This is a genomic window from Desulfonatronum thiosulfatophilum (genome assembly GCF_900104215.1).
GTDB lineage: Bacteria > Desulfobacterota > Desulfovibrionia > Desulfovibrionales > Desulfonatronaceae > Desulfonatronum > Desulfonatronum thiosulfatophilum.
The window spans coordinates 96151-122705 of the sequence record NZ_FMXO01000010.1; the positions used below are offsets into that span (position 1 = coordinate 96151).

Here is a 26555-nt window from a genome sequence, read left to right on the forward strand (position 1 = left end):
CTTTTGGTCAGCAAAGTCAAAACGCCTGACCAATACTGACATACACCTGAAAGGCATCATCTCTGTCCCGCCTGTTCAGCGGGAAGCCAACGTCCAGGCGAATGGGCGCGAAATCCGTGTAGTAGCGTGCGCCCAGCCCGGCGCCCCACATGAAATCTTCGTTGAACCGCAGCTCGGACTCTGAGAATACCTGGCCTCCGTCCAGAAATGCGACCAATCCGAAATTGTTCTTCAGGCGTAGGCGCAGTTCCATGCTGGTTTCCACCATGCTGCGGCCGCCAATGATCGTACCGTCGAGTTCGGGGCCGATGGATTGGTACGCATAGCCGCGGATCGAACCTCCGCCGCCGGCGTAGAAGCGCTGGTTCGGGGGCAGACTGAGATTGCCCTCGCCCATGATCGATCCCAGGGCTCCCCGTGCTGCGAGAACCAATCGCTCTTCGGCCATCAAGGGGAGGTAGGCGCTCAGCCCGCTGAAGAGCTTGAAGAACATGGTACTCATGTCCAAGGTGTCGATAAAGGGTTCCGCCCGCAGTTGCACCCGCCATCCCGATGAAGGGTTGAGAATATCGTTACGCCTGTCCCAGGTCAGTTCGCCGGGAGTGGAAAACAGGCCGTAGGTCTGGGTCGTACCCAGCTGCGTCGTTTCCGTGAGCAGGTAATTGGCGCCGAGACTGGTGTACCAGAATTCATCCAGCTGGCGACTCATCTTCACGCCCAGGGCAATGAGCTTGCTTTCCAGGGCTTCCGTCTTTTCCCGTCCGATGTTGGCCATGAATTCCAGCTGTGATTTTTCCATAAAATCGGGAAAGGTGAAGTCCGCGGTAAGCATTTCCCTTTTTTCGGCCAGATCCAGCCTAGTGCGCAGGCGCTCTCCCTGGCCGAAAATGTTGCGATGCTCCCATTCCAGCGTAGCGCCGAGACCGGTATCCGTTTCGTAGGATACTCCTGCCTTGACCGTTCGGGGGACCCGTTCGACCACGGTAATGGTGATGGGCAGGGTCTTCTCGCCGTCAGGACCGCGTTGGGGGGTATCCGCATGCGAAACATCCACCATGGTGAACAGGCCGGTCGGCATCAAGTCTGACCGAATTCGGTTCAGCAGGGAGGCTTGATAGAGCTGGTCCTCCGACCAAGGCGCCTTGTTCATGATATAGTCGAGATGTACCCGCTCCAAGCCCTGGACGATGATCGGGCCGAAGCGGACCATTGGTCCCGGGTTGAAGGAGTAAGTAACGGTTATGGTCCGGAGTTCGTGGTCCACCAGGGCTTCTTTGAGCGCCACCTGGGGAAAGGGATGGCCGTGTTCCCGAAAATAACCCCGTAACTCGCTCACGCCCTGTTCAATTTCCGGAGCGCGGGCCCTGCTGTTCAGGTTCAGGTTCACGGTTTCAGCGTCGAGCGGAGGCAGATCCGCTTCCAGCTCGGGAAGCGGGCCGTCAAAATGCACGGCTTGCAGGGTATAGGCAGGTCCGGGACGCACCAGGAAGACGACCCGAGGCGGGGATTCATCGTAATTGACCTGTACCTCCACCTGGGCGTCGTAATATCCTTCGGATCGCAGTCCGCGCTGCAGGTTTTGAATGTCGCTTCTGGCTCGACGCTCGAGCATTTCAGGAGTGGCTGGCAGTCGCTCGCGCAGGGCGTAGGTTTCGGAGACGAATTGCAGCACCTCCGTCAGCCCGTTGTCCAGTTCCCCCCGAAATTCCACCCGATAGGCATCCGAGCCGAACAGGGACTGCTGCAGGGGATCGGGGAGAATGTCCCGAAAAGCATCAAACTGAGCCAATGCCAGGCCGGACATCAGGACCAGACCGGCAAAGGCAAGAAGGCCGACGCGAACAAGTGCTTGTATCAAAGGTGGTTTCTCGCTGATCAGGTAAGATAATTTATTGTGAAGCTCTGTCTTGAGTCGGCTTCGTAGCATCGAACCATTGCGTGAATAACAACCATTTTTACTTCATGAGTCCTGCAATGGTTCTATGAACGAATTCTGACTCAGTCAAACACGCGAGACCGCAAATCAAGGCAGCCGGAACGTTTCTTGTCTGCCGCAAGATTTTCTGAAGTGATATCTTTAATCTATATCCGAATGGCATAAATTCAAGAATTTCTGTCAAAAGGTTCAGCCTGATTTGTTTGAGCCGTGCGCAGAGTTTCGAAGCCTTCCCCTTGATGGACCGTGAGCTGGTTGAAGGGGATCACCCAGCCACGTTCGTTGCAGACCTGCACGCAGGCCTGCTGGATGATGCGCCCGACGGCCCAGTACGAACCTGCCGCACTGCCGCGCATCATCACGTAGATCAGGTAGTCCAGGGACGATGATCCGGCTTCCTTGAAATCTACAAGCACGGATTCCAGACTCTCGTCGAATGAACGTCGCAGGGCCTGGGTCACGGCGGCTTCAAAAACGCCTGGAACTTCATCCAGGCAGATGGCCTGATGCTGGTAATCGATACCGAAGGTCACGGCAAAGCCGAATCCGTTGCGGGACAGGTTACGGGGAGAAGAACCCAGGAAAGAACCGGTGGAGAAAGTGCGAACCGAGCCGACATGCTTGACCTGGACCACTTCCGGTGTCTGCAGCAGGACTTGGCCGTAGGTGCCGTCGGCGAGCATGACGAACTCGCCTTGTCGCGTGGGAAACCACGGCTCATCCGGTTCGTCCGGACGGGAGACCATCCCGGACAGTTCCGCGAGGGGGCGGCGCAGGATGCCGCCTTGCAGTTCCGGATTGACCAGGGTGGAGTACATGTTCAGATTCTTGATCTCCCAGGGCACGCCGTTCAGGAGGATTCGTTCTCCTTCCCGGACCGGCCCCATGTCCAATAACATCCGGACTTCGGTCATGAAGCGAGGCAGGTAGGTTCGGGAGCCCACTGCTATCAGCACGAGAATGATCATGGCAAAGCCAAGCAGCAGCCAGTCCCCGGAAACATAGAGGACAAGGAGCAGAACGCACAAGGCCGCGAGTACCGAAAAAACCTGGTAGCCGACGGTCATCAGTCGGGCGTAGGGTTTGCGTTTTACAGGCGGCTGATTCTCTTTTCCGCGCTGAATGACCTTGGGCAAGGTCTGCAGGAGGAACCAGATGCCGCCGGTGGCGACAATCGCCAGCAGCAGGATCAATCCTCTGCCATGGACAAAGGACAGCAGGCCCTGATGGAGCATGCTCCAGAATGTATCCTGTTCTTCCCGCAATTCCCGCAACTGAAAATTCAGTAATTCGATTTCCAGCAGCAGGTCGGACCTGCGCTGAAGCCATGATTTCTCCAGGGCTTGCAGGCGCTGCAGAAGTTGTTTGTCCTCGACCGCGGCACTGACATTGGCGATGTTGGCCAGGGCTCGTTCGACAACGTTCAGCCTGGCCCTGTCCTGCGCGATCTGCCGATTCAGACGTTCGATGGTCCGCGGCGCCTCGGTGAACCCTTTGATCTGCTCCAGGAAGGGTTCAATAATATCGAAGAGTTCTTGTTGCCAGTTGAAGGGGGCGTCGGGTTCGTCCTTGAAGATATTGCTGTCGATGCCTCCGGTGGCAATGGATTCAAAGGTGATCCTGGAGGCCAGGATCAAGCGTTCCAGTTCAACGATGTCCGCTTCCAGTTCGGCCCGCTCGGACGCTGTTTGGGCGTCGGCTGCCTGCAGTCGCAATTCGTTGAGATGATTGCGACGCTCATCGATGGACCGGGCAATACCGGCCAGCTGGGCACGTACCGTCTCCAGTCTGACTTCCAGGTTCTGGTTGACGGCCGGTTCTTCCGCGGGCACCGCTGGTGCGGGTTGTACCAACGTTTCATTCAGAACTGCGCCAGAGTTTTCGCGGACTTCGGCAACTGCCTGGAAGCCGACAATAAAAAATAGAGTCAGGGTTAAAAGCAGGAGCAGGCGGAATGGATGCAATGCCTTCAGTATGGTCATGAAGCTTCTCCTGAGATTAATTCGTCTTATAGACTTGGCTGATCTTGTACGGCGCATGCAGCGGTGAAAACTGCTGCACCTTGGAAGATATGGGCGCATTCACGGGATGCGTGCAATGGATGCCGAAAGTTGTGCACTCGGTCGGTGGTTCCGGGAATCATTTGAAAGCAGGAAGGGTGCAGCAAAACAAGGGGGTGTTGCGGACGGAGCGCTTGAACATGATTGTTGAAGAGAGTACAAACTGAAAAGTAGTTGACAAGGCAATCAATCCTCCTCATTTACCTCACCGTTTCGGTTTTCGCAACCAGGACTTCCCAAAATCAACCAATCCCCAAGGTGGGCTCGCATGTATCTGTTCATGATAATAAAAGGATCGTCCCTTTGCCGGTCGATGCTGCTGGCCGTAATGAGCATGGCCCTGCTTGGCGCATGCTCAAATTCTTTGGGGGATGTCCCCGACGAACCAACCAATCTTCCTCGCAAAGTGAATGTGGTCGTACAGGAAGTATCTCCAACTGAACTCAGGGATGTGGTCGTCCTGCCCGGCACGGCGGAGCCCTGGCTGAGCGTTGATCTGGCCGCGGAAACCGCGGGCCGGGTTGAAAAATTGTCCGTGCGCGAGGGAGATCGCGTCACGCCCGGGCAGATTCTGGCGCAGATCGAGGTCACGGCCCTGGCGGCCGGCAGGGCTCGAGCCCAGGCGGCGTTTGATCTGTTCGAGGAACAATTACGTCGCCGAGAACGTCTATACAAGGACAATATCATCTCCGAGGAAGAACTGGATCAGGTTCGCAGCGGAAAGGTCCAGGCCCGGGAGGAATTGCGGCAGGCCGAAATTGAGTACGGTCGCGGCCTTGTGCGGGCGCCGGGCGCAGGTCGGGTGAACAACATGCGGACCGAAGTCGGCGAATTCGTGGATCGGGGACAGGGGATCATCGAGTTGGTGGATATCGATAAAATCAAGGTTCAGGTTCAGGTTCCGGAGATGGACGTGCGGTTTCTGAACGTCGAACAGCCTGCCGCGGTGATCGTGGACGCCTTCTCGGAGCAGACATTCTCCGGGATTGTCGACTTCATCGCCTATCGGGCCGATCCCGCCACCAGAACCTTCCGGACCCAGGTGGTGGTGGAAAATCCTGACGGAACGATCCGCCCGGGGATGATCGCCCGGGTGATGTTCGTCCGCCAGGTGATTCCGGACGCCGTGACCATACCGTTGTCCGCCATGATCGACAGGGGCGGGGAACGGCTCGTCTACGTGGAGGAGGACGGCGTTGCCAGAGCCCGCAATGTCTCCATCGGCGTGATCGAACGCGACCGCATCCAGATCACCCGAGGATTGGAACCTGGCGACCGCCTGATCGTTGCCGGTCATCGCGAGGTGGAAGAAGGGACGGCGGTGGTGGTGCAATGATCGTCAACTCCTGGGCCCTGCGGCGACAAGCTACGGTCCTGACCCTGCTGGTGATCCTGGTGATCATCGGCGTGCATTCCTATCGGACCCTGCCCCGGGAAGCCTTTCCGGACATCACCATTCCCTACGTGTTTGTGACCACCACCTATGAAGGCGTGGCGCCGGAGGATATGGAGACGCTGATCACCATGCCCATCGAGCGCAAGCTCAAAGGGTTGGCCGGGGTGGAGGAAATCCGGGCCAGTTCGGCCGAGGGTCTGTCCACGGTGGCGGTGAAGTTCATCCCTTCGGTGGATATCGACGACGCCCTGCAGAAGGTCCGGGTCAAGGTGGATCAGGCCAAGGCGGATCTGCCGTCGGACCTGGAGGACGACCCGGTGGTGGAGGAGGTCAACTTCTCGGACATCCCGGTGATCCGGGTGGTGCTCTCCGGCCCCTATTCCCTGGCCCGGCTGAAGACCTGGGGCGAGGATCTCAAGGACCGAATCGAGACCATTCCCGGCGTGCTGAACGTCCTGGAAAGCGGTGGACTGGACCGGGAAATCCGGGTGGAATTCGACCTGGACCGAATCCGGGCCTACAACGTTCCTTTTTCCAGCATGATCCAGGCCGTGACCCAGAGCAACGTGAACATGCCCGGCGGAAGCATGGACATCGGCGAGACCCGCTATCTGGTCCGGGTGCCCGAGGATTTCAAGCATCCCGCGGAGATCTTCTCCATCGTGGCCTTTGTCCGGGATGGAAAGCCGGTCTACCTGCGGGACGTGGCCCGGATCGAGGACACGCACAAGGACCCCCTGACCCGCAGCCGGATCAACGGACGAGCCAGCGTGACCCTCTCCGTGCAGAAACGCAGCGGTGAGAACATCGTGCGCATCTGCGACGAAGTGCGGGCCCTGGTGGCGCAGGCCGTGCCGGATCTGCCTCCGGACCTGCAAGTGGACATCACCTCGGACATGTCCGAGGACGTCCGCGAAATCGTTGCTGACCTGGAAAACAACATCCTCACCGGCCTGATCCTGGTGCTGGCCGTCATCCTGGCCTTCATCGGCGGCAGATCGGCCATCTTCGTGGCCCTGGCCATTCCCTATTCCATGTTCATCGGCTTCGCCCTGTTGGCCGGGTTCGGAATCACCCTGAACATGGTCGTGCTCTTTTCCCTGATCCTGGCCCTGGGCATGCTCGTGGACAACGGCATCGTCATCGTGGAGAACATCTACCGGCACATGCAGGAGGGCCGTCCCCGGGAGGTCGCGGCGCGCATCGGCACGGATCAGGTGGCCTGGCCGGTGATCACGGCCACCTTGACCACGCTATCCGCGTTCATCCCGCTGCTTTTCTGGCCGGGAATCGTCGGGGAATTCATGAAGTTCCTGCCCAAGACCCTGATCATGGTTCTTTCGGCCTCGCTGTTCGTGGCCCTGGTGGTCAATCCGGTGCTTTCGGCCCGCTACCAGACCGTGCGGCGGCCTAAAATCAGCGATGTGGACGATCCTGACCAACCCGTGCGCGAAGTCTGGGTCAAGCGGGCCTATCTGAGGCTGCTGGAATGGTCGCTCGGTCATCGTTTGATCGTGCTGTCCATCGCCGTACTGCTCCTGGCTGCGTCTATGGTCGGGTTCGGGATCTGGGGCAAGGGCGTGGAGTTCTTTCCGGAAACCGATCCGAACCGGGCCTTCGTGCACATCCGGGCGCCGGAAGGCACCAGTCTGGACGCCTCGGACCGGCTGGTGGCCCAGGTGGAAGAGATCGTCATGGAATACGACGACATCAAGTTCGTGATCGCCAATATCGGCTCCGCCGGCGGCGATCCCTTCTCCGCCGGTGGGCCGGGCACTCATTTGAGTCGGGTGGCTCTGGACTTTGTGGATTTCCATGACCGTTCCCGGTCCTCGGCCAAGACCCTGGACGAGATTAGGGAGCGGGTGCTTGCGGCCATTGCCGGGGCCGAAGTCCAGGTGGAGGCCGAGGAGGGCGGACCGCCTACTGGACCCGCCGTGAACATGGAAATCAGCGGCAGGGACATTCATGTGCTGGGAGAACTGGCCGCCCAGGTGCGCAGAACCATCCGGGACGTTCCCGGACTGGTGGATCTGAAGGACAATTTCGTCCACGGCCGTCCGGAAATCCGGATCAACGTGAACAAGGAAAAAGCGGCGCTCCTCGGCCTGGACACCTACACCATCGCCTACACCGTGAAGGCCGCCGTGGGCGGCGTGCGTGTGGGCGTGCTGCGCGACGACCGGGACGAATACGACATCACGGCCCGGCTGCCGGAAGAGGCCAGGGATTCCCTGGAATCCCTGAAACGTTTGACGGTGTCCGGCCCCCTGGGCGAACCTATCCCCCTGACCAGCGTGGCGGAAGTGGAACTGGGCAGCGGCGTGGGCGACATCATGCGCCTGAACCAGCGCCGGGTGGTCACGGTTTCGGCGTCGGTCTCCGGAAGGCTGGCCAACGACGTGCTCCGGGAGATCGAACTGCGCCTGGCCGACTTCGAGTGGCCCCGGGGTTATACCTACCAGTTCACCGGAGAGCAGGAGGAGCAGGCCAAGGCTCAGGAGTTTCTGAGCAAGGCCTTCATGGCCGTGCTGTTCCTGATCTTCCTGATCCTGATCACCCAGTTCAATTCCATCATTCCGGGCCTGATCATCCTGGCATCGGTGCTCTTTTCGCTGATCGGAGTCTTTCTCGGTCTGTTGGTCACGGGCACGGCCTTCGGAATCATCATGACCGGCATCGGCGTGATCAGCCTGGCCGGCGTGGTGGTGAACAACGCCATCGTGCTCATCGACTACTACATGCAGCTCCTGGCCAGGGGCATGGAACGCAAGGACGCCCTGCTGCGCGCGGGCATGGTCCGCTTTCGGCCGGTAATGCTTACGGCCATTACCACCATCCTCGGCCTGATGCCCATGGCCACCGGCGTCAGCTTCGACTTCAGGAGCCTGTCCTGGAGCATCGGCGGGGAATCCGCCCAATGGTGGGGTCCCATGGCCGTAGCCGTGGTCTTCGGCCTGGCCGTGGCCACGCTCCTGACCCTGGTGGTCGTTCCCGTGCTCTGCTCTCTGTCCAAGGGCCTGCCGAAGGTGGCGCAGGGTCTGTACGGGGGGAGGGATCAGGATCCGGTGTAGGAGTGTATCACCTTAATCCTCTGTAGCCGGCAATTCGCTTCCAACTACTCAGCTGCGTTCCGGCTTGTCTCGATTTTTCGGCCTCGCAACTCCTTCGCCGGCTTCGTAACATCGAACCATTGCCCGAATAAACAACAATCGGCGCTTCAGACGTCCGGCAATGGTTCGATGAACGAATCCTGGCTCAGTCAGACAAGCGATGCCAAAAAATCGAGACAAGCCGGAACACGACATGTCTTGCCATGAAAATGTGCTGAGCAATTACATTCGCTTTCTCAACCCAAGGCAAACCTCCGGCTGGTCAAGGCGCCCAGGAGTTGCTGGTCGTGGCTGGCGATGATCATGGCGCAGGGGGTGGTTTGCAGTGCTTGCAGAAACAGTTCGCGTGAAATTGTATCCAGGTCGTTGGTGGGTTCGTCCAGGAGCAGGGCCTGGGGTTGCATGACCAGGACCGTGGCCAGGCAGACCAGGCGTTTCTGGCCGCCGGAGAGGGTGTGGGGCTGGCGATGGGCGAGGTGGGAGAGGTTCAACGAATCCAGCATGGCCAGGGCGGCATTCCGGGCTTCGGTTTGCGAGAGTCCCTGGTTCAGCGGGCCGAAGGCCACGTCCTCCAGGACCGTGGGCGAGAAGAGCTGGTCGTCGGGGTTCTGGAAGACAAAGCCCGCAAGTCGGCGCAGGCGGGCAAGGTCGCTGGACGTGCGCACGGGCTGACCTTGCAACAGCAGAGCGCCTTTGCGTAGCGGAACAAGGCCGACCAGGCTGAGGAGCAGGGTTGTCTTGCCGCTGCCGTTGGGCCCCATGAGACCGACGCGTTCGCCTGGCAGCAGGGCAAAGTCGATGTCTTTCAGAACGGGTTGCGATCCTTGGGGATACTGAACACTCGCGCCTTGCAAGGCCAGCAGAGGTGTAGCGCTCACCAGGGCCACCGGTCGTGCAGGCTGATGAGCAGCGGTGGAACGCACAGCCCCAGGGCCGGATAGACGTCGGCCCGGTTCCAGGGGGGAGCGAACAGAGGGCGAAAATGGCCGCTGAAACCCCGCAGGAGCATGGCTGAGTGGATGCGCTCGGCCCGGGCCAGGCTGCGAATCAGGGTCTGGCCGAAGAGTACGGCATAGGTCTGGTAGGTGTGCAGGGTGCATCGGGGATGGAAGCCTCGGGCCAGGACGGTGCGGTGCAGGCGCTGGAATTCTTCGATCACCAGAAAAATCTGCCGGAAGGTGAATGCCAGGAGCAGGGTCAGCTTGCGGGGCAAGCCCAGGCCCTGCAGGGCCTGGGCCAGGACGGGCACGCTGGAGGTGCAGGCCAGGGCCATGAAAATCAGCAGCAAGGCATTGCCCTTCAGAAAGATGCGTAGAGCCAGGGACAGGCCGTCGTGGCTGAGTCGGGAGAAGTAATCCAAGGACTCGCCGGGGTAGGTCAAACCGAGAACCAGCCCCAGGACAAGAAAAAAAATGTTGGCCGGAGCCAGGCGCAGGAGCACGGAGCTGATTTGCAGGCGTGCGATGAATACAAGTCCTGCTCCGAAAAGCAACGCGGACAAGGCTGCTGCATGGCCCTGGACGGCGGAAACAGACGTCAGGCAGAGGCCCATGCTGAGGATCTTGATCCGGGCGTCCATACGATGGAGCAGGCTTTGCCCCTGGCTGAAGGGTTCGCTGATCAAGTTGCTTGCCGCAAGTTTTTGCGCATTTTGGGGTTACGTGTTCTGGCTACGGGGGGCGAGTTCCTGCCGGGGTTTTCTTCTGAGTGCGTTACGCCGCTGCCGCACTGGGGTGCGGCGCTCCCAGGGTTTATGTCATTGCTTGCCGCAGTTTGCGCAGTTCGGAGAAGGCTATTTGCGGCGCAGGAGCCAGGCGCCCAGGCTGGCCAGGCCGATGATCCAGCCGATGCCGCCGATGATTTCCGGGATGCCCGGACCGGTCTGGCTCAAGGCTAAAATGTCACGGCGCAGAGGAGCTATTTCCTGACGTACGGCATCCTGCACGAGTCTCTGGAGCAGAGCCTCATCCAGACCGGATATTCCCGGCTGGTGCTGTTTGGCGTCCCCGGCCGGCACGGTTTTTTCCGTCAGCTCCTCGCTGATGAAAGGCCGCAAATCTTCGGCGGGGATGGTCTGTCGGGCCACATGACCGGCACCGTCGGAGGCGGTGACCAGAAGTGGCGCTCCCCGACGCAGGATCTCCTGTGGGAGAATGGTCTCAAAATAGCCCTGCTCATCCGTAGTGCCGGTGAGGAGTGTTTCCCCGCTAACCGCATCGTCGACGATGATCTGCATTTCCGCGGCGAACTGTCCCGTGCCGAAGGCGGCCTCGGCCATGAGTTGGTCGCCCTGGACCCAGGCAATGAGCAGCAGCTTGTGGCCCATTGCGGGATTTGCCGTGCCGATGAGCAGGAAAATGAGCACCAGGCACCGGCTCAGCATGGCGTGCCTCCGGTATATTGCGTTGGATGGGTCAGCAGGTCCGGACGGGTCCGGCCCAAGAGCCCCACAACGAACATGGCCATGACCCCTTCGATGATCGCCACGGGGAGGTGGGCAAGAACGACGAGCTTTGCCGCTGTCAGATAGCCCTGATCCGTCAGGGTCAGGGCCGTGCCCGCCAGAAGGGCGGTGCCGAGGACGGCGCAGGAACCGGCTGCGAATCCGGCCGTCAGGGCCGCTGTCCCACCTCGGGCAAGGAATCCTCGCAACACGACGCCGCACAGGATGGCAGGCAGGGCCACGGTGCAGGTGTTCACGCCCAGGACCAGCAGGCCGCCGAACTGGAAGAGCAGAGCCTGGAGCAGGAGCCCCGTGAAAATAACCGGAAAGGCGGCCCAGCCCAGGAGCAGCCCGGCCAGCCCGTTGAGCAGCAGATGCACGCTTCCCGGCCCCAGGGGAACATGGATCAGGGAGCCGATGAAGAAAACCGCGGCCAGGGCCGCGGCCATGATCAGGCGCTGCTCGTCCAGCCGGCGCAGACCGATCCAGAGGCCGGTGACGGTTGTCGCCGCGCCCAGAGCGAGGACCGGAGCGGAAAGTATTCCTTCAGCAATGTGCATGCTTTGTTTTGCCCTGATCGATGGGGCAGTCGGCATGATCATCGAGATCCAGATCGGACACGGCGACATCCAGATGGTCCAGCCAGATGGCCTGGAAATTCGGACACTCGATGGTTCCGGGGAGATGTTCGCGGACATCGAAGCCCGCGGCGCGGAGCTGGTTGCTCCAGGAGCCGGAATGGTCGCCGAACATGTCCTTGCGGACATGGTAGCCGGAAACGGTCATGAAGGGCAGCAGCCAGACCGTGGATACGCGAGCCTCCCGGAGCCGGGCGATGGTTGCGGCGATTCCGGGTTCCCCCATCAGCAGTCCCATGAACAACAAAGGGTGTTGCTCCTGGATTTGCGCTAAAAAGTCCAGGTAGCGCCGTTGGCCCGAGTGATAGGTGCCGTGGCCGACCAGGATCACGGCCTCATCCGGCTTGCGCTCCGCGGGAATGAACTCCGGCAGCGCGGCCGCGGCTCGGTGCAGATCTGCGTCCTCGTTGAGCATCGGAACGCCGACCCGGACTTGATGAAACCCTTTCCGGGGGTGTTCGTAAGCCTTGGCCAGATTATGGGTCCAGAAATATTCCACGCCGGGTATCGTATGTAGCGACTGCACCGCCAGATGGGTCACGCCGCTGTCGTGCAACCGGCTCAGGGCCACGGCCACGCAATCGTGGGGCAGGCCTCGGGCCGCCAGCTTTCGGCGGACCTTGTGGGCCGTGAATGCCCAGGCAACGGGAACATCCGGATAACGAGCCCGGACCCTGGCCTCGAAGCTGTCATAGGCCTTGCGCGCCGGAATGATGGTGGTGCCGAAGGTGGCCAGCAGAATGCCTGGACGCTTGGGGCCGGATGGCGCTTCGGGACCATGATGGTGGTCATGGCCGTGGCCGTCATCATGGTCATGGTGGTCGTGGTGAATATTGTGGGTATGGCCGTGGCCATGGCAGTCGTGGTTGCAGCCGTGTTCACAGCCGTGACCACCATGGGCGGGGGCTTGAGGGTCGAAATGCATTAATTCACTCCGGTGATGTAGAGTGGAAACGGGCGGAAACAAATTCTGATGAGCAGGAGTCTCGGCGCGGAACCATGGAGCAGGAGCGTGGCGGGACATCCCCTCAACGGCAAACACCCGTTGCCTCGGGGCTCATGCAGGCAGGTATTCTGGCTTTCCCAGTTGAACACGCTCCGCCTCCCATCTTGCCCGGCCTGAGCCGGAAGCAGAATGATCGGAATGATGGAACGATACGCTTCTCTATGAACTGGGATTACAGCGGCGGGTCCGCTCCGGCATCGCACCGGATTCCCTCTTCGTCTCCAACACGGAGACCAGCATGTTTTTGATAGCTTCGTATCCGCGTAATGTTTTGGAGTCAAATGCCAGGCAGTCGCAATGCCATGGGAGCTTGACCATGGGCGGAAAATAACGCTAATTTGTCGGCTTTGCCAGCAAGGATCTTCCGTGCGCCCCTGATATCCTCCCATTGCCATCTTCTGCCTTGCCGCCATCGGAGTCGTGCCGAGGGACGGCGAGGTTTTCTTTTTTTTACAGATCAAGAATCATTCAACATCCCTCAATGCCATGAACAAATTGCAAAAAGAAGTCGAACGTCGGCGAACGTTCGCGATCATCAGCCACCCGGATGCCGGAAAAACCACGCTTACGGAAAAGCTGCTCCTGTTCGGAGGAGCCATTCATCTTGCCGGGGCGGTCAAGGCCAAGAAATCCACCCGCGGCGCCACGTCGGACTGGATGGCCGTGGAGCGGGAGCGGGGCATTTCCGTGACCTCCTCGGTGATGAAGTTCGACTACAACGGCCATGAGATCAATCTCCTGGATACCCCCGGTCACCAGGATTTCTCCGAGGACACCTACCGCGTGCTGACAGCCGTGGATTCCGTGCTCATGGTCATCGACAGCGCCAAAGGCGTCGAGATGCAGACCCGGAAGTTGATGGAGGTCTGCCGGATGCGCAACACGCCGATCATGACCTTCATCAACAAGCTGGACCGGGACGGGCAGGAACCCATTGAACTGCTGGACGACATCGAGACCAATCTGGGAATCGAATGCGCGCCCCTGACCTGGCCCGTGGGCATGGGCAAGGGGTTCAAGGGCGTCTATGACCTGCGCGGGGATGAACTGCGGTTCTTCGTGCCCGACGGCCAGAAATCCACCCGGCCCACGGACGTGGTGCATGTCAAGGGGTTGGACGATCCGCAACTGGACGAACTGCTGGGCCGCGATGCTGCCGACCTGCGCCAGGACGCTGAACTGCTGGCCGGAGCCGGTCATCCCTTTGACCTGGAACGCTATTTGGCGGCGAAACAGACTCCGGTGTTTTTCGGCAGCGCCATCAACAATTTCGGGGTCCAGGAGCTGTTGGACACCTTTGTGGAACTGGCCCCGCCGCCCCAGCCCCGGGAGGCCGAAACCGCAAAGGGAACCCGGCTGGTTTCGCCGCTGGAGCCGGATTTTTCCGGAGTGGTCTTCAAGATTCAGGCGAACATGGACCCGGCGCACCGGGACAGGATCGCCTTTCTGCGGATCGTTTCCGGACAGTTCCAGAAGGGCATGCGGGTACGGCATCACCGTATCGGCAAGGACATGCAGATCGCCAACGCCACCATTTTCATGGCCCATGACCGCAGCGGCGTGGAGGAGGCCTGGCCCGGCGACATCATCGGCGTCCACAACCATGGAACCATCAAGATCGGCGACACCTTCTCCATCAAGGAACCGCTGAAGTTCACCGGCATCCCGAGCTTCGCGCCGGAGCATTTCCGCCGGGTCCGCCTGCGGGATCCCATGCGGGCCAAGCAGCTGGAAAAGGGACTCTTGCAGTTGTGCGAAGAGGGGGCGGTTCAGGTGTTCCGACCGCTGCGCACCAACGACTACCTCCTGGGCGCGGTGGGGCCGCTGCAGTTCGAGATCACCATGGCCCGGCTCAAGGACGAATACAACGTGGAGGCCGGGTACGAACCCGTGGACATCTCCGGCACCCGCTGGATCGTGGGCGGTCGGGACGCCAAAAAGTTCATCGCCGAGAACGGCCGGGACATTGCCACGGACATTGACGGCGACATGGTCTACCTGGTTTCCAACCCCTGGCGGCTGGAACGGTTGCTGGAGACGTACGACGATATCGTTCTGCAGACGATCAAGGAACACAAGTAGACCGAATGGGTCCAGTCAAACGGACGGATCACCAAGCCCTTAATGTCGGCATTCCCTTTCCACGTCCCGTGACGTGGTTATAATTGGTGGACGGCCGGGAACACATCCCGGCCGCGACCATTTTCAACCTAAAAACTCGTGGAGGACTTATGACACAGGCACAAACCGGAAATAACGTCAAGGTGCACTATACAGGGCGGCTGGACAACGGACAGGTTTTCGACAGTTCCGCGGAACGTGATCCGCTGGAGTTCACCCTTGGTCAGGGACAGTTGATTCCCGGTTTCGAGAAAGCCGTGTCCGGAATGCAGGTCGGCGACAAGAAGACTGTGACCATTCCCGCGGAAGACGCCTACGGAACCCGCCAGGAGGAGTTGCTGTTCTCCGTGGAACGGACTCAGCTGCCGGATCACATTCAGCCCGAAGTCGGGCAGCAGTTGCAGGTCAGCCAGGACGGACAGGCCACGGTGGTCACGGTGGCCGATCTTACGGATACGACCATCGTTCTGGACGCCAACCATCCATTGGCCGGTGAAAATCTCACGTTTGACTTGGAAGTGGTCGAAGTGGCCTAACTTGCACCATCCAAAGTTTACACCACCATGCTTGCTTTGGCATGGCATGATCGCCGCGTCGTTGACATTCGATGCGGCGTTTTTTGTGACCAAGCCTTGGTCGACACATCATCACAGCTGCAAGGAGAATCATGATACTTCCGAGATTGACCCCAAAGGAATCCTGGATGGAGTTCATTGCCGAAGGCCGCCAGTTTCATAAAACCGCCTTGGGTGGAATCAATCGGCCCGAGGTCTTTACTCCGGAGATCTTGTACAATCTTTTTGCCATGGCCATGGAAAAATACATCATGGGGCTGCTGATGTTTCGCAAGAACCTTCCGGACAACCATACGTTTCAGGACCTTGTGGACGGCTTGCGGCGGATGGAGGCCCAGGCTGGGGAGGCATTGGTTGCAAGCCTGGATGAGGAACTGGCCGGAGAACTCCAGGCCCTGGACGCGTTCCAGGAAATCTGCTCGGTGGAAGGCTATGCGCGGCGGGCGCCGAATGAGGAGGAAATCCTCAAGATGAGCCGGACGTGCACCAAGCTCAGGGAGTATGTGGAGGCGGGGTTGCCGCGAGAGTCGGCGACATGCGCAACCTGAACATGAAACACCAGTACGGGCAGGCATGAACCAATTGCAACGCCCCACCGACCGTTAATGGTCGGTGGGGCGTTTTGTTTTGCGTGCTGAGCGGCTTGCGCCGGTGCGCCCTGCGCATGACGAATTTCGATAAACGCAGGGCGCGATGGTAATCGGTACCGCTTATTTCTCGGGCATGGCCGAGGAATGGTGCTCCACGATCAGCCATTTGTCGCCGAAGCGCTGGTAGACGAAGGTGTAGCGGGCAGCGACGGCGCGGGAGCACTCGCCTTCGGGGCAAAGGCTGAAGGTGTACACGCCAGAGTTGACCGCCAAATCCCCGCAGGAGCGGGTGTTGCATTCGGTGATCACGCCTTGGGGTTTCATGGCCAGAAAGTGGACGAAGTAGTCACGGATTTCGGCATGGTTGTGGCGGACCTTGTTGGACACAGTGGGTAACAAGATGGCGTCCTCGGCGTAGAGGGCGACGACCTTGTCGGGGTCTCCGGTCTGAAGAGCCTGGTTCCAGGCCTCGAAGAGGGTGCAGATCTCTTCCTGGTTCTGCATTTCTAGGCAATTCATGGTTGTCTCTCCTTGTGTATGTGAAAATCTCCCGGCCCGATGTGGGCCGGGAGGCTAAGGGTGGAAGGCTAGTTCGTAAGGATCGGCATGCCAAGCAGCGGCCAGATCAGGAGCACGGCCAGGGCCACCAGGGCCATGAGCAGGATGGAGGCCGGGATGCCGTAGGCGAAGAATTCGCCGCTGGTGAACTGCTTGGAGTTGTAGGCGATGGCGTTGGGCGCCGCGCCCACCAGGAGCAGGAAGGGCATGCCCGCTGTGACCAGGGCGGCGAAGACAATGACCTCAGGCGCCACGCCCAGGTAGGGAGCGACGACCAGAGCCACCGGGACGGAGATGGCGATGGCGGCCACGTTCATGATGAAGTTGGTCATGATCATGACGAAGAAGGCGATGGCGATGACGAAGACGAACCAGTGCGCCTCAGAGAAGAAGCCCAGCCAGTTGATGGCCAGCCATTCCGCGGCCCCGGTCTGCCAGAGGCAGAAGCCCATGCTCATGGCGCCGGCGAAGAGCAGGATGATATTCCATGGGATGTCTTCCAGGTCTTTGATGTCCAGAATTCGCAGGATAAAGAAGAGGATCGTGGAGACCAGAAGCACCGCGGCCTTGTTGAAGTCGGCCAGGGCTGGGATGAAGGACTGCAGGGAGAGGAACAAAATGACGCCGAAGATGATGCTTGCGGAGATGATCTCGTTGCGGCTGATCGGTCCCATTTCCGCGCTGAGCTGGCGGGCCTTGTCCCGCAGACCTGGAATGACGGCTTTTTCCGGCTTGAGGAAGACCATGAAGAAGCCCCAGAGCACGAAGACCATCAGCCAACCGATGGGGAACATGTAGTAGGTCAATTCGAAAAAGGAGATTTCCTGCCCGGTGATCTCCTGATAGAAGCCCAGGGCCACGATTCCGCGGGCCGCGCCGAGCAGGGTGATGATGCTTCCCGCACCGGCTACGAAGGCCATGCCGATGAACAGGCCCTTGCCGAACTTGGTGGGCTTGTCGCCTTCGCCGTACAGGGCGTAGATGGACAGCAACAGGGGATACATTGTGGCGGCCACCGCGGTGTGGGCCATGAGGTGGGTGAGCAGGGCCGTGACCACGAAGCAACCCAGATAGATCATGGAGGTCCGTTCGCCCACGATGATCAGCATCTTGTAGGCCAGACGCTTGGTGATGCCCACCTTGGTGAAGACCATGCCGATGACCAGGGAGCCGAAGATGAAGAGCACCGACGGATCCATGAAGTCCTTGAAGGCGGCGCTGGCCGGACGAATGAAGAACAGGGCCTGAACCACGCCGATGGTCAAACCGGTAATGCCGATGGGCACCACCTCGAAGACCCACCATGTTCCCGCAAGCAGGAACAGGGCGAGAGCTGCCTTGCCCTCAGGGGACAACATGAATTCCTTGCCCATGGGGTCGATGGCATTGGGCCAGGGCGGCGACGCATAGACGATGGTAAACAAAAACAGACCGAGAAAGAGAAAAAACAATCGTCTGAAATCAATTTTGGATGGGGTTGCTTGAGCAGCGGTCACGCCTCGTCCTCCTTAAATTGTTTGGGTCGGTATTTTGATGTAGTGCTGGGATATGCGAAGCCGACTCTTCCGGATACTTCGCTACGTGATCTTACATTCACTGACGATCTTGCAGATGGCCGCATAGACGTCCGAGAAACGCAACAGGCCGACGATGGCGTCCCCATCCATGACGTAGAGGGTGTCGTGCCCCGAGGTCACGAAAAGGTGAAAGGCGTTGTCCATGTTGTCGGTTATCTTCACTGCCTGGAGTTCGCCCGGCTTGCTGTAGAGCTTGGCAGCCTTGATCTCCCCGGCCTTGCGGCACAAGTCGCCTAGAGGTTCATGCCAGAGCATGTAGTCTTTCTTCATCGACTTCACGATGTGCGGCACACCGTAGCGAATGGCGTCACTGAAACTGTCGATCTTGTCGTATTGCGGCTCCAGTCCTCGAACCACGTCCTTGGGGGATATCTTGCCCACGATAACGCCATTGTCCTCTACGAGAAGGGTGCGTTGCGGCGACTTGCCTGAAAGGTAGGCCTCGTTGGCTTCACCCAAAGTCTGCATGACCTCGTAGAAATAAGCCTGGGCAGAGATCCGAGGAAATTCACCTACCGGACGCATCAAATCTTTAATCGTCAAGATTGTATCCACAGAGGTCCTCCTGTTGTTATCCCCTCGCTGGATTGTGGGTTTGGAGGGGGAAGTTGCGTGTTAAAAGCACTATTTTGATCGTCGTTGGTCCAATATCACAAAAAAATCAGAATTCGTAAATATTCCTGCCGTCACTGGGACACAGTAAACTGTCGGGAGGGTTTCCCCGTCAAGTACGACAACCTTATCCATGTCGGTCGCTTGGCGTTCGGGTGTCGAGAAAATGGAACATCGGCAAACAAAATCAAACACGCCTTGGTTGTCCGAATTGTCTGACCCGGCAGAAGTGATTCACTTTGTCTGGATATGATTCATTTGATGTGGGATTCGATAGTGCTTTTTTTCACGTAATGCAAGATTTTTCTCTGCGTGATCATTCGGATCAGGCCTTCTGATCATTCCTGATCAAAAAATTGATCCTTTAGGGATGCGAATGCCCGATCCGCCAGTATGGCGAATCGGGCATCGTTCGGGAGGAAGCCTCGACGGCTTGATTGGAATGTCGTTTCGTTCTGCCTAACTAAGTATTACGCGAGGCGAACGAGTCTCAGGCAGTATTCGTAAATCAATTTATGGCAGCAAGACCGGCATCCCCAACAAAGGCCAGATCAGGAGGACGGCCAGGCCCACGACGGCCATGAGCAGGATGCTGGCCGGAATGCCGGCGGCGAAGAACTCGCCGCTGGTGAACTGCTTGGAGTTGTAGGCTATGGCGTTGGGCGCCGCGCCCACCAGAAGCAGGAATGGCATGCCAGCGGTAACTAGGCATGCGAATACTACGACTTCCGGGGCCATGCCCAGATAGGGCGCAACCACCAGGGCCACGGGCAAAGAAATGGCGATGGCGGCCACGTTCATGATGAAGTTGGTCATGACCATCACGAAGAAGGCCATGGCCAGGATAAAGACGAACCAGTGCGCGTTCTGGAAAAAGCTCAGCCAGTTGATGGCCAGCCATTCCGCGGCTCCGGTCTGCCAGAGGCAGAAGCCCATGCTCATGGCGCCGGAGAAGAGCAGGACGATGTTCCAGGGGATGTCCTCCAGGTCCTTGATGTCCAGGATCTTCAGGATAAAGAAGATGATTGTGGAAACCAGCAGCACAGCGGCCTTGTTGAACTGAGCCAGGGCCGGGATAAAGGACTGCAGGGAAAGGAAGACGATGACCGAGAGGATGATTCCGCCGGCAATGTATTCATTTCGCGAGATGGGGCCCATGTCCAGACTGAGTTGTCTGGCCTTCTCCCGCAGGCCGTCAATGTTCGCCTTTTCCGGCCTGAATAGGATCATCATCAAACCCCACAGTAGGAAGACCATCAACCAGCCCACGGGGGCCATGTAGTAGCTGAGTTCCAGGAAGGTGATTTCGTTGCCGGTGATCTCGTTGTAGAAACCAAGGGCCACGATGCCCCGGGCCGCGCCGAGCAAGGAGATGATACTGCCCGCGCCGGCGATGAAGGCCATGCCGATGAACAATCCCTTGCCGAACTTGGTTGGCTTGTCGCCTTCACCATACAGAGCATAAATGGACAACAGCAGGGGATACATTGTGGCGGCCACCGCGGTGTGCGCCATGACGTGGGTGAGCAGCGCCGTGACCACGAAACAACCCAGGTAGATCATGGAGGTGCGCTCACCGACAATGGAGAGCATCTTGTAGGCCATGCGCTTGGTGATGCCCACCTTGGTGAAGACCATGCCGATGACCAGGGAGCCGAAGATGAAGAGCACCGACGGGTCCATGAAATCCTTGAACGCGGCGCTGGCCGGACGGATGAAGAAGAGAGCCTGGACTACGCCGATGGTCAATCCCGTGATGCCGATGGGCAAGACCTCGAAGACCCACCAGGTGCCGGCCAGCAGGAACAGGGCTATTGCCGCCTTGCCTTCTCTGGACAGGACGAAGGCCTTTCCCATGGGGTCCAAGGCGTCTGGCCAGGGCGGGGCGTAGTAGACGATGGTGAACAAAAACAGGCCGAGGAAAAGAAAAAACAGCCTCTTGAAGTCTATTCTGGATGGGGTTGCTTGAATTGCGCTCACGCCATTTCTCCTTCAGTAGTGGTTGAGGTAGGTTTTTTGTTCATTTGGATCAAGTTTGGTCCAAGTCGCCATCATATCTAGCGTGACTTAAGATCACATGCCTGGACGACTTCAGTGAGGGCCGAATAGACATCGGAAAAACGCAGCAAGCCGACGATGGCCTCGCCGTCCATCACAAACAAGGAGTTGTGACAGGTAGCGACAAAAAGATGGAGCGCGTTATCCATGCGTTCATCTATGCCCACCGCCTGATTTGGTTCCGGAGTATTCATGAAGCTTTCCACCTTGACTTCAGCGGCCTTGCGGCACAAATCGTCCAGGGGCTCCTGCCAAAGCCGCAGATCTTCCTTCATGGACCGCACGACCTGTGGTACGCCGTAACGGAGATCGTCGGCTAAGCTGTCAATTTTGTCGTACTTGGGCTCCAACCCTCGCATCACGTCCATGGGCGTCACCTTGCCCAGAATGTTACTGGTCCTGTCCTCCACCAGAAGAATTCTTTGCCTGATCCGGCCGGCGGTAAATTCCTCGTTGGCTTTTTGCAGGGCAATCATGGCCTCATGAAAAAAAGCTTGTGAAGATATCCGTGGAAAATCAGCCACGGGTCGCATCAGTTTCCGAACAGTCAAATATGAATCCACAGATGCCTCCTGTTGCATTCCGGTTTTTGCATTCCGAAATGGTTAGATTGTTGTCACTTATGAGCTATTGCCTGTCTGATTTTCGAACAGAGCAGGTCAACGTCACAGGGGACGAGAACATCATCAAATGAGCCAATCTTCATCCCGTCGATGGAATATTGCAGGCAATCCGGGTTGGTCATCAGGATGACCTTGGTCTTCGGGCTGACATCGAGAATCAGTCGCAGCATCTCGAGGCCTTCCCTCCGCAACCCGTCCAGGCCCAGAAGAGCAACGTCGATTTGCTCCTCGTTAAGCAACTGAATCAGTTCCTGCCGATCTTCAGCAATACAGACATTGAAGCAGCGTTGCCGCAGGTGGTGGACCAGGTTGTCGCGAAAGAGATGATCAGGCTCAACGACCAATAGGCGCATGGATGCTCCACTCCAGGGACAAGAAGTTGCGCAAAAGTGCACTTGCCCGGATATATGAGCCATAGGCAATTCATGTGCCAAATGTAACGATTAATTAAAACAGATAGTTGTGGATTGTGGTAGGCGTGAAGAATTCATTTTGAAACAAAATGAATCAAATTTTGCGTTTCAATTTGAAACACAATGAGGCGGGTAGTTCACAGGTGAAGGGGATGCTAAACGGGGCGCTGGATGTCCCCGGAGGAGAGGCGCGAATCGGCGAAGCGCCGCAGCGCCCAATGATAATCGCCGATGACCGAATCGATGATTTTAATATGCTTCCAGGTCAGATAGTCGTAGTATTCTTGTTCTATGCCGCCGCAGATCATGACGGTGATTTTCTCCGTTAGAAGCAATCGGCATAGATTTTCAGCGGATGACTGCGGCAAAACGAGTGTTCTTTCATTGGAGATTGCGCCATCAGCGGATACCTCGGCGAGAAAAAGGCCTAATGCGAGGTCGAATCGGGGAGCGACGTCATCCTCGTGCAGGACGATCAGTATCTTTCCGCTGGAAGAAGGCGTTATTTGATGATCTGTTTTTTTCATTTACTGCCTGAGAAGCAACCTTAGTTGCTTTCTGGGGATTGGATTATCCGTGAGTAGCATGAAACAGAGATAATCCGTCTTATCGAGCAGAGCTTGGTCAGGTACGCCAACCTCGCTCTGCCCGTTGTCCCTAGAATGCTCTACACCGATAATGTCGGCGTACGTCAATCAACCTCGACGCGATGTGATTTCCCTGGCTTCGGCCTCGCGAATTTTTTCTTCACGGTCGCGTTTTATTTTTTCCGCTTGTTTGACTTTCTCCACCAGATCTTCGATTTCCGCGGGCTTCATCAGATAATCGAAGGCCCCAAGCTTCATGCCGTCGATGGCTGATTCGACGGTGGCATGGGCCGTGAGCATGATGACCTCGATCAGGGGGAAACGGTTCTTGATTTCCTTCAGTGTCGCGATTCCGTCCATGCCTGGCATTTTCACGTCCAGAACGACAATGTCAATGTCGTGATGCTGGTCAAGTTGGTCCAGAGCCTCTTGACCGCTGTTGGCCGTAAAAATTTCAAAATCGCGTTTGGAGAGACGTTTGACCATTGTCTCGATGAATGGGACTTCGTCGTCGACAAGAAGAACTTTTGCCAGTGACATATCAGCCTCCGGGTTGATGTTTGATATCATAAGATATTTGCATAGGGCCATAGTCAATTACCCCCTAAAGGGGTAAATAAATGGGTGAACCTGCATGTTCTTCGGGCAACGTCCTTTGCATGCGTCACCTGCTCAAGACAAATTCTGCTTTTGTTCGACATTGGTCAAGGGCAGGCGGACGACGAAGAGGGAGCCGGCGTCGACTTGGCTTATTACCTTAATTTCGCCGCCCATGTTGTTGATGATGGTGTAGCAGATGGACAATCCGAGGCCTGTTCCCTTGCCGACGGCCTTCGTCGTAAAAAAAGGGTCGAAAATGCGGGAGAGGTTGGCCTTGGGGATGCCCACGCCGGTATCCGCGAAATGTACCTCGGCGATGTTGTTAATCTGGCTGGAGGTTGAGGTTATGGTAAGGATTCCGCCTTTCTCCTCCATGGCGTCAAGAGCGTTGTTGATCAGGTTGAGGCAAACTTGTTGCATTTCCGAGGTTGAGGCGGGTATGGCCGGGAGGTTCTGGTCAAGGTTCAGTTCAATCCGGCAATTGGCGTAGAGAGCTCTTTTTTCGGACAACGCAGACACTTCTTCAATCAAGGAATTCAAATGAACGTCTTCCACCCGCAAATTCGATTTACGGGCAAAGCTGAGCATCTTGTGGGTAATGTCCCGGCAGCGGGAGCCCTGGTTGCGGATCTGGGCCAAGGCACGGAGCAATTCCTCGAAATTTGAGGATTTCGCCAGTTCTTTGTCTTCCTGGAGCAGATCCTCCATCCAGCCGGCTTCCTCGACCATGATGGCAACGGGGTTGTTGATCTCATGAGCGATGCCCGCGGCCATCTCGCCAATGGAAGCCATTTTTCCCGTCTCGATGACTTGCTCGTTGATGTTCTGCATGGCCAGGAGGTCGCGCAGGTGCTCCCCGGCCAGTGCTCTGTGCAGCAAGAATGCCGCTGTTCCAATTCCCGCGAACCCCAGAGTGACCAGTCCGGCCATGAGGATGTGCGGCGAGATTCCGCCATACGTCGTCACGGATTCACTGGAGCCCAGGGATAGCCAGAAAAGCGCCATGGCACCTAAGTAGGACAACAATACAAGACCTAGGGAGACGAACAAGGTTGTGTTGCTGTGCCGTGACGGTTGGGCGGACATGAATATTTCCTGGTAATATTTTTCTTGCAGGCAAGGTATCATTGCTTTTATCCTTGAGTGGTTGTTTATTCAAGTGTCTACATGCTGAACTTATAATGGAGTGCTGTCTTGTCGGAAGTTCATGGACTGTTTTCAAGTGCTGTTTCGTTTCAGAAAATTTTGGATGAAATTCCCATGGGCGCCATGCTGCTGGACTCGGACCGGAGGATTGTCGCCGTGAACCGGGCCCTGGAAGCCATGACCGGATTTGTCCGCGGGGATGCGTGCGGGATTCGTTGCGCGAACATTTTACGCAATGCCGTCTGTATCGAAAATTGTCCGGTGGAGAAGGGTCATTTCGACCTGGAATCGGAACCATGCTGCCTGGACGGCAACATCATCAACAGGGATCGACAGAAGGTGCCGGTGCGGATCACCGTGGCGCCGGTGACGGATGTGCAGGGAGCTTGTTGCGGCTATTTGGAAACAGTGGAAAATCTGCAGCAGGTCGAAGGGTGGGCCTGGAAAGCCGAGAATGCTTACCGTTTTGGACATCTCATTGGCAACAGCCCGCAAATGTCCAAAATATTTCAGGCCATGCCCATGATCGGGCTGACCGATTCGACTGTCTTGATTACCGGCGAAACGGGAACCGGGAAGGATATTATCGCCGAGGCGATCCATTTGGCCTCGGATCGTTCCAAAGGGCCGTTCATCAAGGTCAATTGTGGAGCATTGCCGGAAACGCTTTTGGAATCCGAACTGTTCGGCCACCAGAAAGGCGCTTTTACTGGAGCTGGAGAAAACAAGCCCGGTCGGTTCAAGCTGGCGCACAACGGCACCTTGTTCCTTACGGAAATCGGCGATCTGCCCCTGGGGCTGCAAACCAAGCTGCTGATGTTTCTGGACGACAAGACCGTCTTCCCCCTGGGCAGCACTCAGGGGATCAAGGTCAACGTGCGGGTCATTGCCGCCACCTTGCGCGATCTGGAAACCATGGTTCAGGTTGGACAGTTTCGCAGCGATCTGCTTTTCCGGCTGAACGTGATCCGCATCCACCTCCCGCCATTGCGGGACAGGACAGGAGACGTCCTTCTTCTGCTGGATCAACTGCTGCGCACACTCTCGGAGCATGCCCACAAGAAAATCACAGGCTATTCCCCTGAAGCCCTGGAGCTTCTGCTGGAATACAGCTATCCCGGCAACGTTCGGGAACTGAAGAATATTGTTGAATATGCCGTAACATTTTGCGGAGCCGGAAAGGTGCAGCTTGCGCACCTGCCGGACTATCTGCGCCTGGAGCATGCTCGCGGTATAGGTAACACATCATCGCCTCTTCAGGAGTTTACGCCCGCTAAACAGGCTGAAAATCCGGAACGAGTCCTCCCGCATATTGTCTCAGAGGTCCCCTTGTCTTCCGGGACGACCTGGAAGGACATGGAGAAGCAGATGATTTTGGACGCCTTGAAGCAGGCCAAGGGCAAGCGCAGTCAGGCCGCGGACGCCTTGGGCTGGGGAAGAAGCACGTTGTGGCGCAAGATGAAGGCCCTTGGGTTGGACACATAAGTCTATGTTCGGGACTCGTATATGCAGGCTTTAAGATTGCATTTAAAGGGGGCGAAGTGGCGGAGAAGATGAGGATTCTGTTTGTCGATGATGAAGTCGCGTATTTGTCGACCATCATCAAGCGCCTGAAGAGCAGGGGATACCAGGTTCATGGGGCCGCAAGCGGTGCCGAGGCTTTGGAATATTTGCATCTGCATGACGTGGACGTGGTTGTCATGGATGTGAAAATGCCCGGCATGGACGGATTGAGCGTACTGCGGGAGATGAAACGGAGTTGGCCTCTGATGGAGGTCATCATGCTCACGGGACATGCCTCGGTCGAATCAGGCATTCAGGGCATGGAAATGGGCGCCTTCGACTACGTGATGAAGCCAGCCCGCTTGGAAGAACTGCTGCAGAAGCTGCAACAGGCGTACGAACGCCGCTCCTTGGCAATCGCACAATCCGTGGCATTGTGAACGTTTCGCCAATCCGGCTCGCGTTCTCATGAACTTGTGGTTCTCTTTATGAAAAGAACAAAGCCGGCCTCGCCATTTAGTAGAGGCCGGCTTTTGCGTTGAGCGGCTCAGGCATTCAAATTCCAATTGAGCCTTTGGTTCCCGGAGGAATCAACGGTTATTGCATTGAGATAAGCCGATAGAATTCGTGATTGCGGTCGTCCGCCTCGGAGACGACATTTTCAGGCTTTGGAAGGCCGGCGGCTTTCCATGCCAACAACGGATCCAGAAATTCCTCTCGAACGCATTCCTTGGGCTGGTTCAATTTCTTGCAGACAGCATGAAGAATCGGGAAGGAATTGAATTTCTTGTAATGCTCACGCATGAACTGGAGTATGGACAGGGTCTGCTCGTTGAGCTCCGGCCCGTTGTGATGCTTGAGAATCGCCCGAGCGACATCCTCGTTCCAGCACTCCGGGTCCAGCAAAAAACCATCCTGATCCACTTCACAACTTTTTCCACCAAAATCAAGCTGGGTCATACGCGTCTCCTTGTCGTCTTCATGTTGGTTGGCTTTCTTC

The 26555-nt window shown here is 57.6% G+C and carries 24 protein-coding genes and 1 riboswitch; of the genes, 7 read left to right on the forward strand and 17 right to left on the reverse strand.

Features of this window, described 5'->3' with window-relative positions; all coding sequences use genetic code 11:
* Positions 1–16: 16 nt before the first annotated feature.
* Positions 17–1858 (reverse strand): autotransporter assembly complex protein TamA, encoded by a 1842-nt coding sequence (locus tag BLP93_RS09760; RefSeq protein WP_161946277.1) that lies wholly within the window; start codon positions 1856–1858, stop codon positions 17–19.
* A 245-nt stretch (positions 1859–2103) separates the two neighbouring features.
* Positions 2104–3918: a hypothetical protein gene (locus tag BLP93_RS09765; protein WP_092120707.1), complete on the reverse strand. Its 1815-nt coding sequence runs from the start codon at positions 3916–3918 to the stop codon at positions 2104–2106.
* Between the two features lie 346 nt (positions 3919–4264).
* Here BLP93_RS09765 and BLP93_RS09770 point away from each other — a divergent pair, with 346 nt between their 5' ends.
* Together BLP93_RS09770 and BLP93_RS09775 are read left to right on the forward strand one after the other, a co-directional pair.
* Positions 4265–5332 (forward strand): efflux RND transporter periplasmic adaptor subunit, encoded by a 1068-nt coding sequence (locus BLP93_RS09770; RefSeq protein WP_092120710.1) that lies wholly within the window; start codon positions 4265–4267, stop codon positions 5330–5332.
* Positions 5329–8466 carry an efflux RND transporter permease subunit gene (locus BLP93_RS09775; RefSeq protein WP_092120713.1) on the forward strand — a complete coding sequence of 1046 codons (3138 nt, stop codon included), beginning with the start codon at positions 5329–5331 and terminating at the stop codon, positions 8464–8466. The genes BLP93_RS09770 and BLP93_RS09775 overlap by 4 nt, the downstream gene beginning before the upstream one ends.
* A 275-nt stretch (positions 8467–8741) precedes the next feature.
* On the opposite strand, the gene BLP93_RS09780 is transcribed toward BLP93_RS09775, so the two are convergent.
* From BLP93_RS09780 to BLP93_RS09800, 5 genes are all read right to left on the reverse strand, one after another.
* Positions 8742–9383, reverse strand: a complete 642-nt coding sequence (locus BLP93_RS09780) for an energy-coupling factor ABC transporter ATP-binding protein (protein WP_208596612.1) — start codon at positions 9381–9383, stop codon at positions 8742–8744.
* The gene (locus BLP93_RS17195; RefSeq protein ID WP_092120716.1) at positions 9380–10129 is read right to left on the reverse strand and encodes an energy-coupling factor transporter transmembrane component T family protein; all 750 of its coding nucleotides are present in this window, start codon (positions 10127–10129) and stop codon (positions 9380–9382) included. The genes BLP93_RS09780 and BLP93_RS17195 overlap by 4 nt, the downstream gene beginning before the upstream one ends.
* A 168-nt stretch (positions 10130–10297) precedes the next feature.
* Positions 10298–10888 (reverse strand): hypothetical protein, encoded by a 591-nt coding sequence (locus BLP93_RS09790; RefSeq protein WP_092120719.1) that lies wholly within the window; start codon positions 10886–10888, stop codon positions 10298–10300.
* Entirely contained in the window at positions 10882–11508 is a 627-nt protein-coding gene (cbiM, locus tag BLP93_RS09795) for a cobalt transporter CbiM (RefSeq protein ID WP_092120722.1), read from the reverse strand. The genes BLP93_RS09790 and cbiM overlap by 7 nt, the downstream gene beginning before the upstream one ends.
* Positions 11495–12511 carry a sirohydrochlorin cobaltochelatase gene (locus tag BLP93_RS09800; RefSeq protein WP_139162971.1) on the reverse strand — a complete coding sequence of 339 codons (1017 nt, stop codon included), beginning with the start codon at positions 12509–12511 and terminating at the stop codon, positions 11495–11497. The genes cbiM and BLP93_RS09800 overlap by 14 nt, the downstream gene beginning before the upstream one ends.
* Positions 12512–12633: 122 nt before the next feature.
* Positions 12634–12845: riboswitch (cobalamin riboswitch) on the reverse strand.
* A 233-nt stretch (positions 12846–13078) separates the two neighbouring features.
* Between BLP93_RS09800 and BLP93_RS09805 the strand changes: the two genes are divergently transcribed.
* From BLP93_RS09805 to BLP93_RS09815, 3 genes are all read left to right on the forward strand, one after another.
* Entirely contained in the window at positions 13079–14674 is a 1596-nt protein-coding gene (locus BLP93_RS09805) for a peptide chain release factor 3 (protein ID WP_092120896.1), read from the forward strand.
* A gap of 149 nt (positions 14675–14823) precedes the next feature.
* A complete protein-coding gene (locus BLP93_RS09810) occupies positions 14824–15249 on the forward strand; it encodes an FKBP-type peptidyl-prolyl cis-trans isomerase (RefSeq protein WP_092120728.1) in 426 nt (141 codons plus the stop codon).
* Positions 15250–15380: 131 nt separating this feature from the next.
* On the forward strand, positions 15381–15836 hold the full coding sequence (locus BLP93_RS09815; RefSeq protein WP_139162972.1) for a hypothetical protein: 456 nt from the start codon (positions 15381–15383) through the stop codon (positions 15834–15836).
* 162 nt (positions 15837–15998) lie between these two features.
* On the opposite strand, the gene BLP93_RS09820 is transcribed toward BLP93_RS09815, so the two are convergent.
* The 9 genes from BLP93_RS09820 to BLP93_RS09860 all read right to left on the reverse strand — a co-directional run bounded on the left by BLP93_RS09820 (position 15999) and on the right by BLP93_RS09860 (position 23992).
* The gene (locus BLP93_RS09820) at positions 15999–16397 is read right to left on the reverse strand and encodes an SgcJ/EcaC family oxidoreductase (RefSeq protein WP_244148706.1); all 399 of its coding nucleotides are present in this window, start codon (positions 16395–16397) and stop codon (positions 15999–16001) included.
* A 68-nt stretch (positions 16398–16465) separates the two neighbouring features.
* The gene (locus BLP93_RS09825) at positions 16466–17932 is read right to left on the reverse strand and encodes an SLC13 family permease (RefSeq protein ID WP_092120737.1); all 1467 of its coding nucleotides are present in this window, start codon (positions 17930–17932) and stop codon (positions 16466–16468) included.
* 81 nt (positions 17933–18013) lie between these two features.
* The gene (locus tag BLP93_RS09830) at positions 18014–18568 is read right to left on the reverse strand and encodes a hypothetical protein (RefSeq protein ID WP_092120740.1); all 555 of its coding nucleotides are present in this window, start codon (positions 18566–18568) and stop codon (positions 18014–18016) included.
* 570 nt (positions 18569–19138) lie between these two features.
* Positions 19139–20605, reverse strand: coding sequence for an SLC13 family permease (locus BLP93_RS09835; RefSeq protein ID WP_092120743.1), 1467 nt, complete (start codon positions 20603–20605; stop codon positions 19139–19141).
* A gap of 77 nt (positions 20606–20682) precedes the next feature.
* Positions 20683–21246 (reverse strand): hypothetical protein, encoded by a 564-nt coding sequence (locus BLP93_RS09840; protein ID WP_092120746.1) that lies wholly within the window; start codon positions 21244–21246, stop codon positions 20683–20685.
* A gap of 53 nt (positions 21247–21299) precedes the next feature.
* A complete protein-coding gene (locus tag BLP93_RS09845; protein ID WP_161946278.1) occupies positions 21300–21659 on the reverse strand; it encodes a response regulator in 360 nt (119 codons plus the stop codon).
* 215 nt (positions 21660–21874) lie between these two features.
* A complete protein-coding gene (locus BLP93_RS09850) occupies positions 21875–22246 on the reverse strand; it encodes a NifB/NifX family molybdenum-iron cluster-binding protein (RefSeq protein ID WP_092120751.1) in 372 nt (123 codons plus the stop codon).
* 168 nt (positions 22247–22414) lie between these two features.
* Positions 22415–22846: a response regulator gene (locus BLP93_RS09855; protein ID WP_092120754.1), complete on the reverse strand. Its 432-nt coding sequence runs from the start codon at positions 22844–22846 to the stop codon at positions 22415–22417.
* Positions 22847–22978: 132 nt separating this feature from the next.
* On the reverse strand, positions 22979–23992 hold the full coding sequence (locus BLP93_RS09860) for a sensor histidine kinase (RefSeq protein ID WP_244148707.1): 1014 nt from the start codon (positions 23990–23992) through the stop codon (positions 22979–22981).
* A 108-nt stretch (positions 23993–24100) separates the two neighbouring features.
* Between BLP93_RS09860 and BLP93_RS09865 the strand changes: the two genes are divergently transcribed.
* Positions 24101–25537: a sigma-54 interaction domain-containing protein gene (locus BLP93_RS09865; RefSeq protein ID WP_244148708.1), complete on the forward strand. Its 1437-nt coding sequence runs from the start codon at positions 24101–24103 to the stop codon at positions 25535–25537.
* Positions 25538–25605: 68 nt separating this feature from the next.
* A complete protein-coding gene (locus BLP93_RS09870) occupies positions 25606–25995 on the forward strand; it encodes a response regulator (RefSeq protein ID WP_092120759.1) in 390 nt (129 codons plus the stop codon).
* A gap of 157 nt (positions 25996–26152) precedes the next feature.
* Here BLP93_RS09870 and BLP93_RS09875 read toward each other — a convergent pair whose 3' ends face one another.
* Positions 26153–26515 carry a TusE/DsrC/DsvC family sulfur relay protein gene (locus BLP93_RS09875; protein ID WP_092120761.1) on the reverse strand — a complete coding sequence of 121 codons (363 nt, stop codon included), beginning with the start codon at positions 26513–26515 and terminating at the stop codon, positions 26153–26155.
* Positions 26516–26555 lie beyond the last annotated feature (40 nt).

Coding starts and splice junctions, on each gene's coding strand:
- BLP93_RS09765 (WP_092120707.1), bottom strand. CDS start 3,918: ATGACCATACTGAAGGCATTGCATCCATTCCGCCTGCTCCTGCTTTTA.
- BLP93_RS09770 (WP_092120710.1), top strand. CDS start 4,265: ATGTATCTGTTCATGATAATAAAAGGATCGTCCCTTTGCCGGTCGATG.
- BLP93_RS09775 (WP_092120713.1), top strand. CDS start 5,329: ATGATCGTCAACTCCTGGGCCCTGCGGCGACAAGCTACGGTCCTGACC.
- BLP93_RS09790 (WP_092120719.1), bottom strand. CDS start 10,888: ATGCTGAGCCGGTGCCTGGTGCTCATTTTCCTGCTCATCGGCACGGCA.
- cbiM (WP_092120722.1), bottom strand. CDS start 11,508: ATGCACATTGCTGAAGGAATACTTTCCGCTCCGGTCCTCGCTCTGGGC.
- BLP93_RS09800 (WP_139162971.1), bottom strand. CDS start 12,511: ATGCATTTCGACCCTCAAGCCCCCGCCCATGGTGGTCACGGCTGTGAA.
- BLP93_RS09805 (WP_092120896.1), top strand. CDS start 13,079: ATGAACAAATTGCAAAAAGAAGTCGAACGTCGGCGAACGTTCGCGATC.
- BLP93_RS09810 (WP_092120728.1), top strand. CDS start 14,824: ATGACACAGGCACAAACCGGAAATAACGTCAAGGTGCACTATACAGGG.
- BLP93_RS09815 (WP_139162972.1), top strand. CDS start 15,381: ATGATACTTCCGAGATTGACCCCAAAGGAATCCTGGATGGAGTTCATT.
- BLP93_RS09820 (WP_244148706.1), bottom strand. CDS start 16,397: ATGAATTGCCTAGAAATGCAGAACCAGGAAGAGATCTGCACCCTCTTC.
- BLP93_RS09845 (WP_161946278.1), bottom strand. CDS start 21,659: ATGCGCCTATTGGTCGTTGAGCCTGATCATCTCTTTCGCGACAACCTG.
- BLP93_RS09850 (WP_092120751.1), bottom strand. CDS start 22,246: ATGAAAAAAACAGATCATCAAATAACGCCTTCTTCCAGCGGAAAGATA.
- BLP93_RS09855 (WP_092120754.1), bottom strand. CDS start 22,846: ATGTCACTGGCAAAAGTTCTTCTTGTCGACGACGAAGTCCCATTCATC.
- BLP93_RS09860 (WP_244148707.1), bottom strand. CDS start 23,992: ATGTCCGCCCAACCGTCACGGCACAGCAACACAACCTTGTTCGTCTCC.
- BLP93_RS09870 (WP_092120759.1), top strand. CDS start 25,606: ATGAGGATTCTGTTTGTCGATGATGAAGTCGCGTATTTGTCGACCATC.
- BLP93_RS09875 (WP_092120761.1), bottom strand. CDS start 26,515: ATGACCCAGCTTGATTTTGGTGGAAAAAGTTGTGAAGTGGATCAGGAT.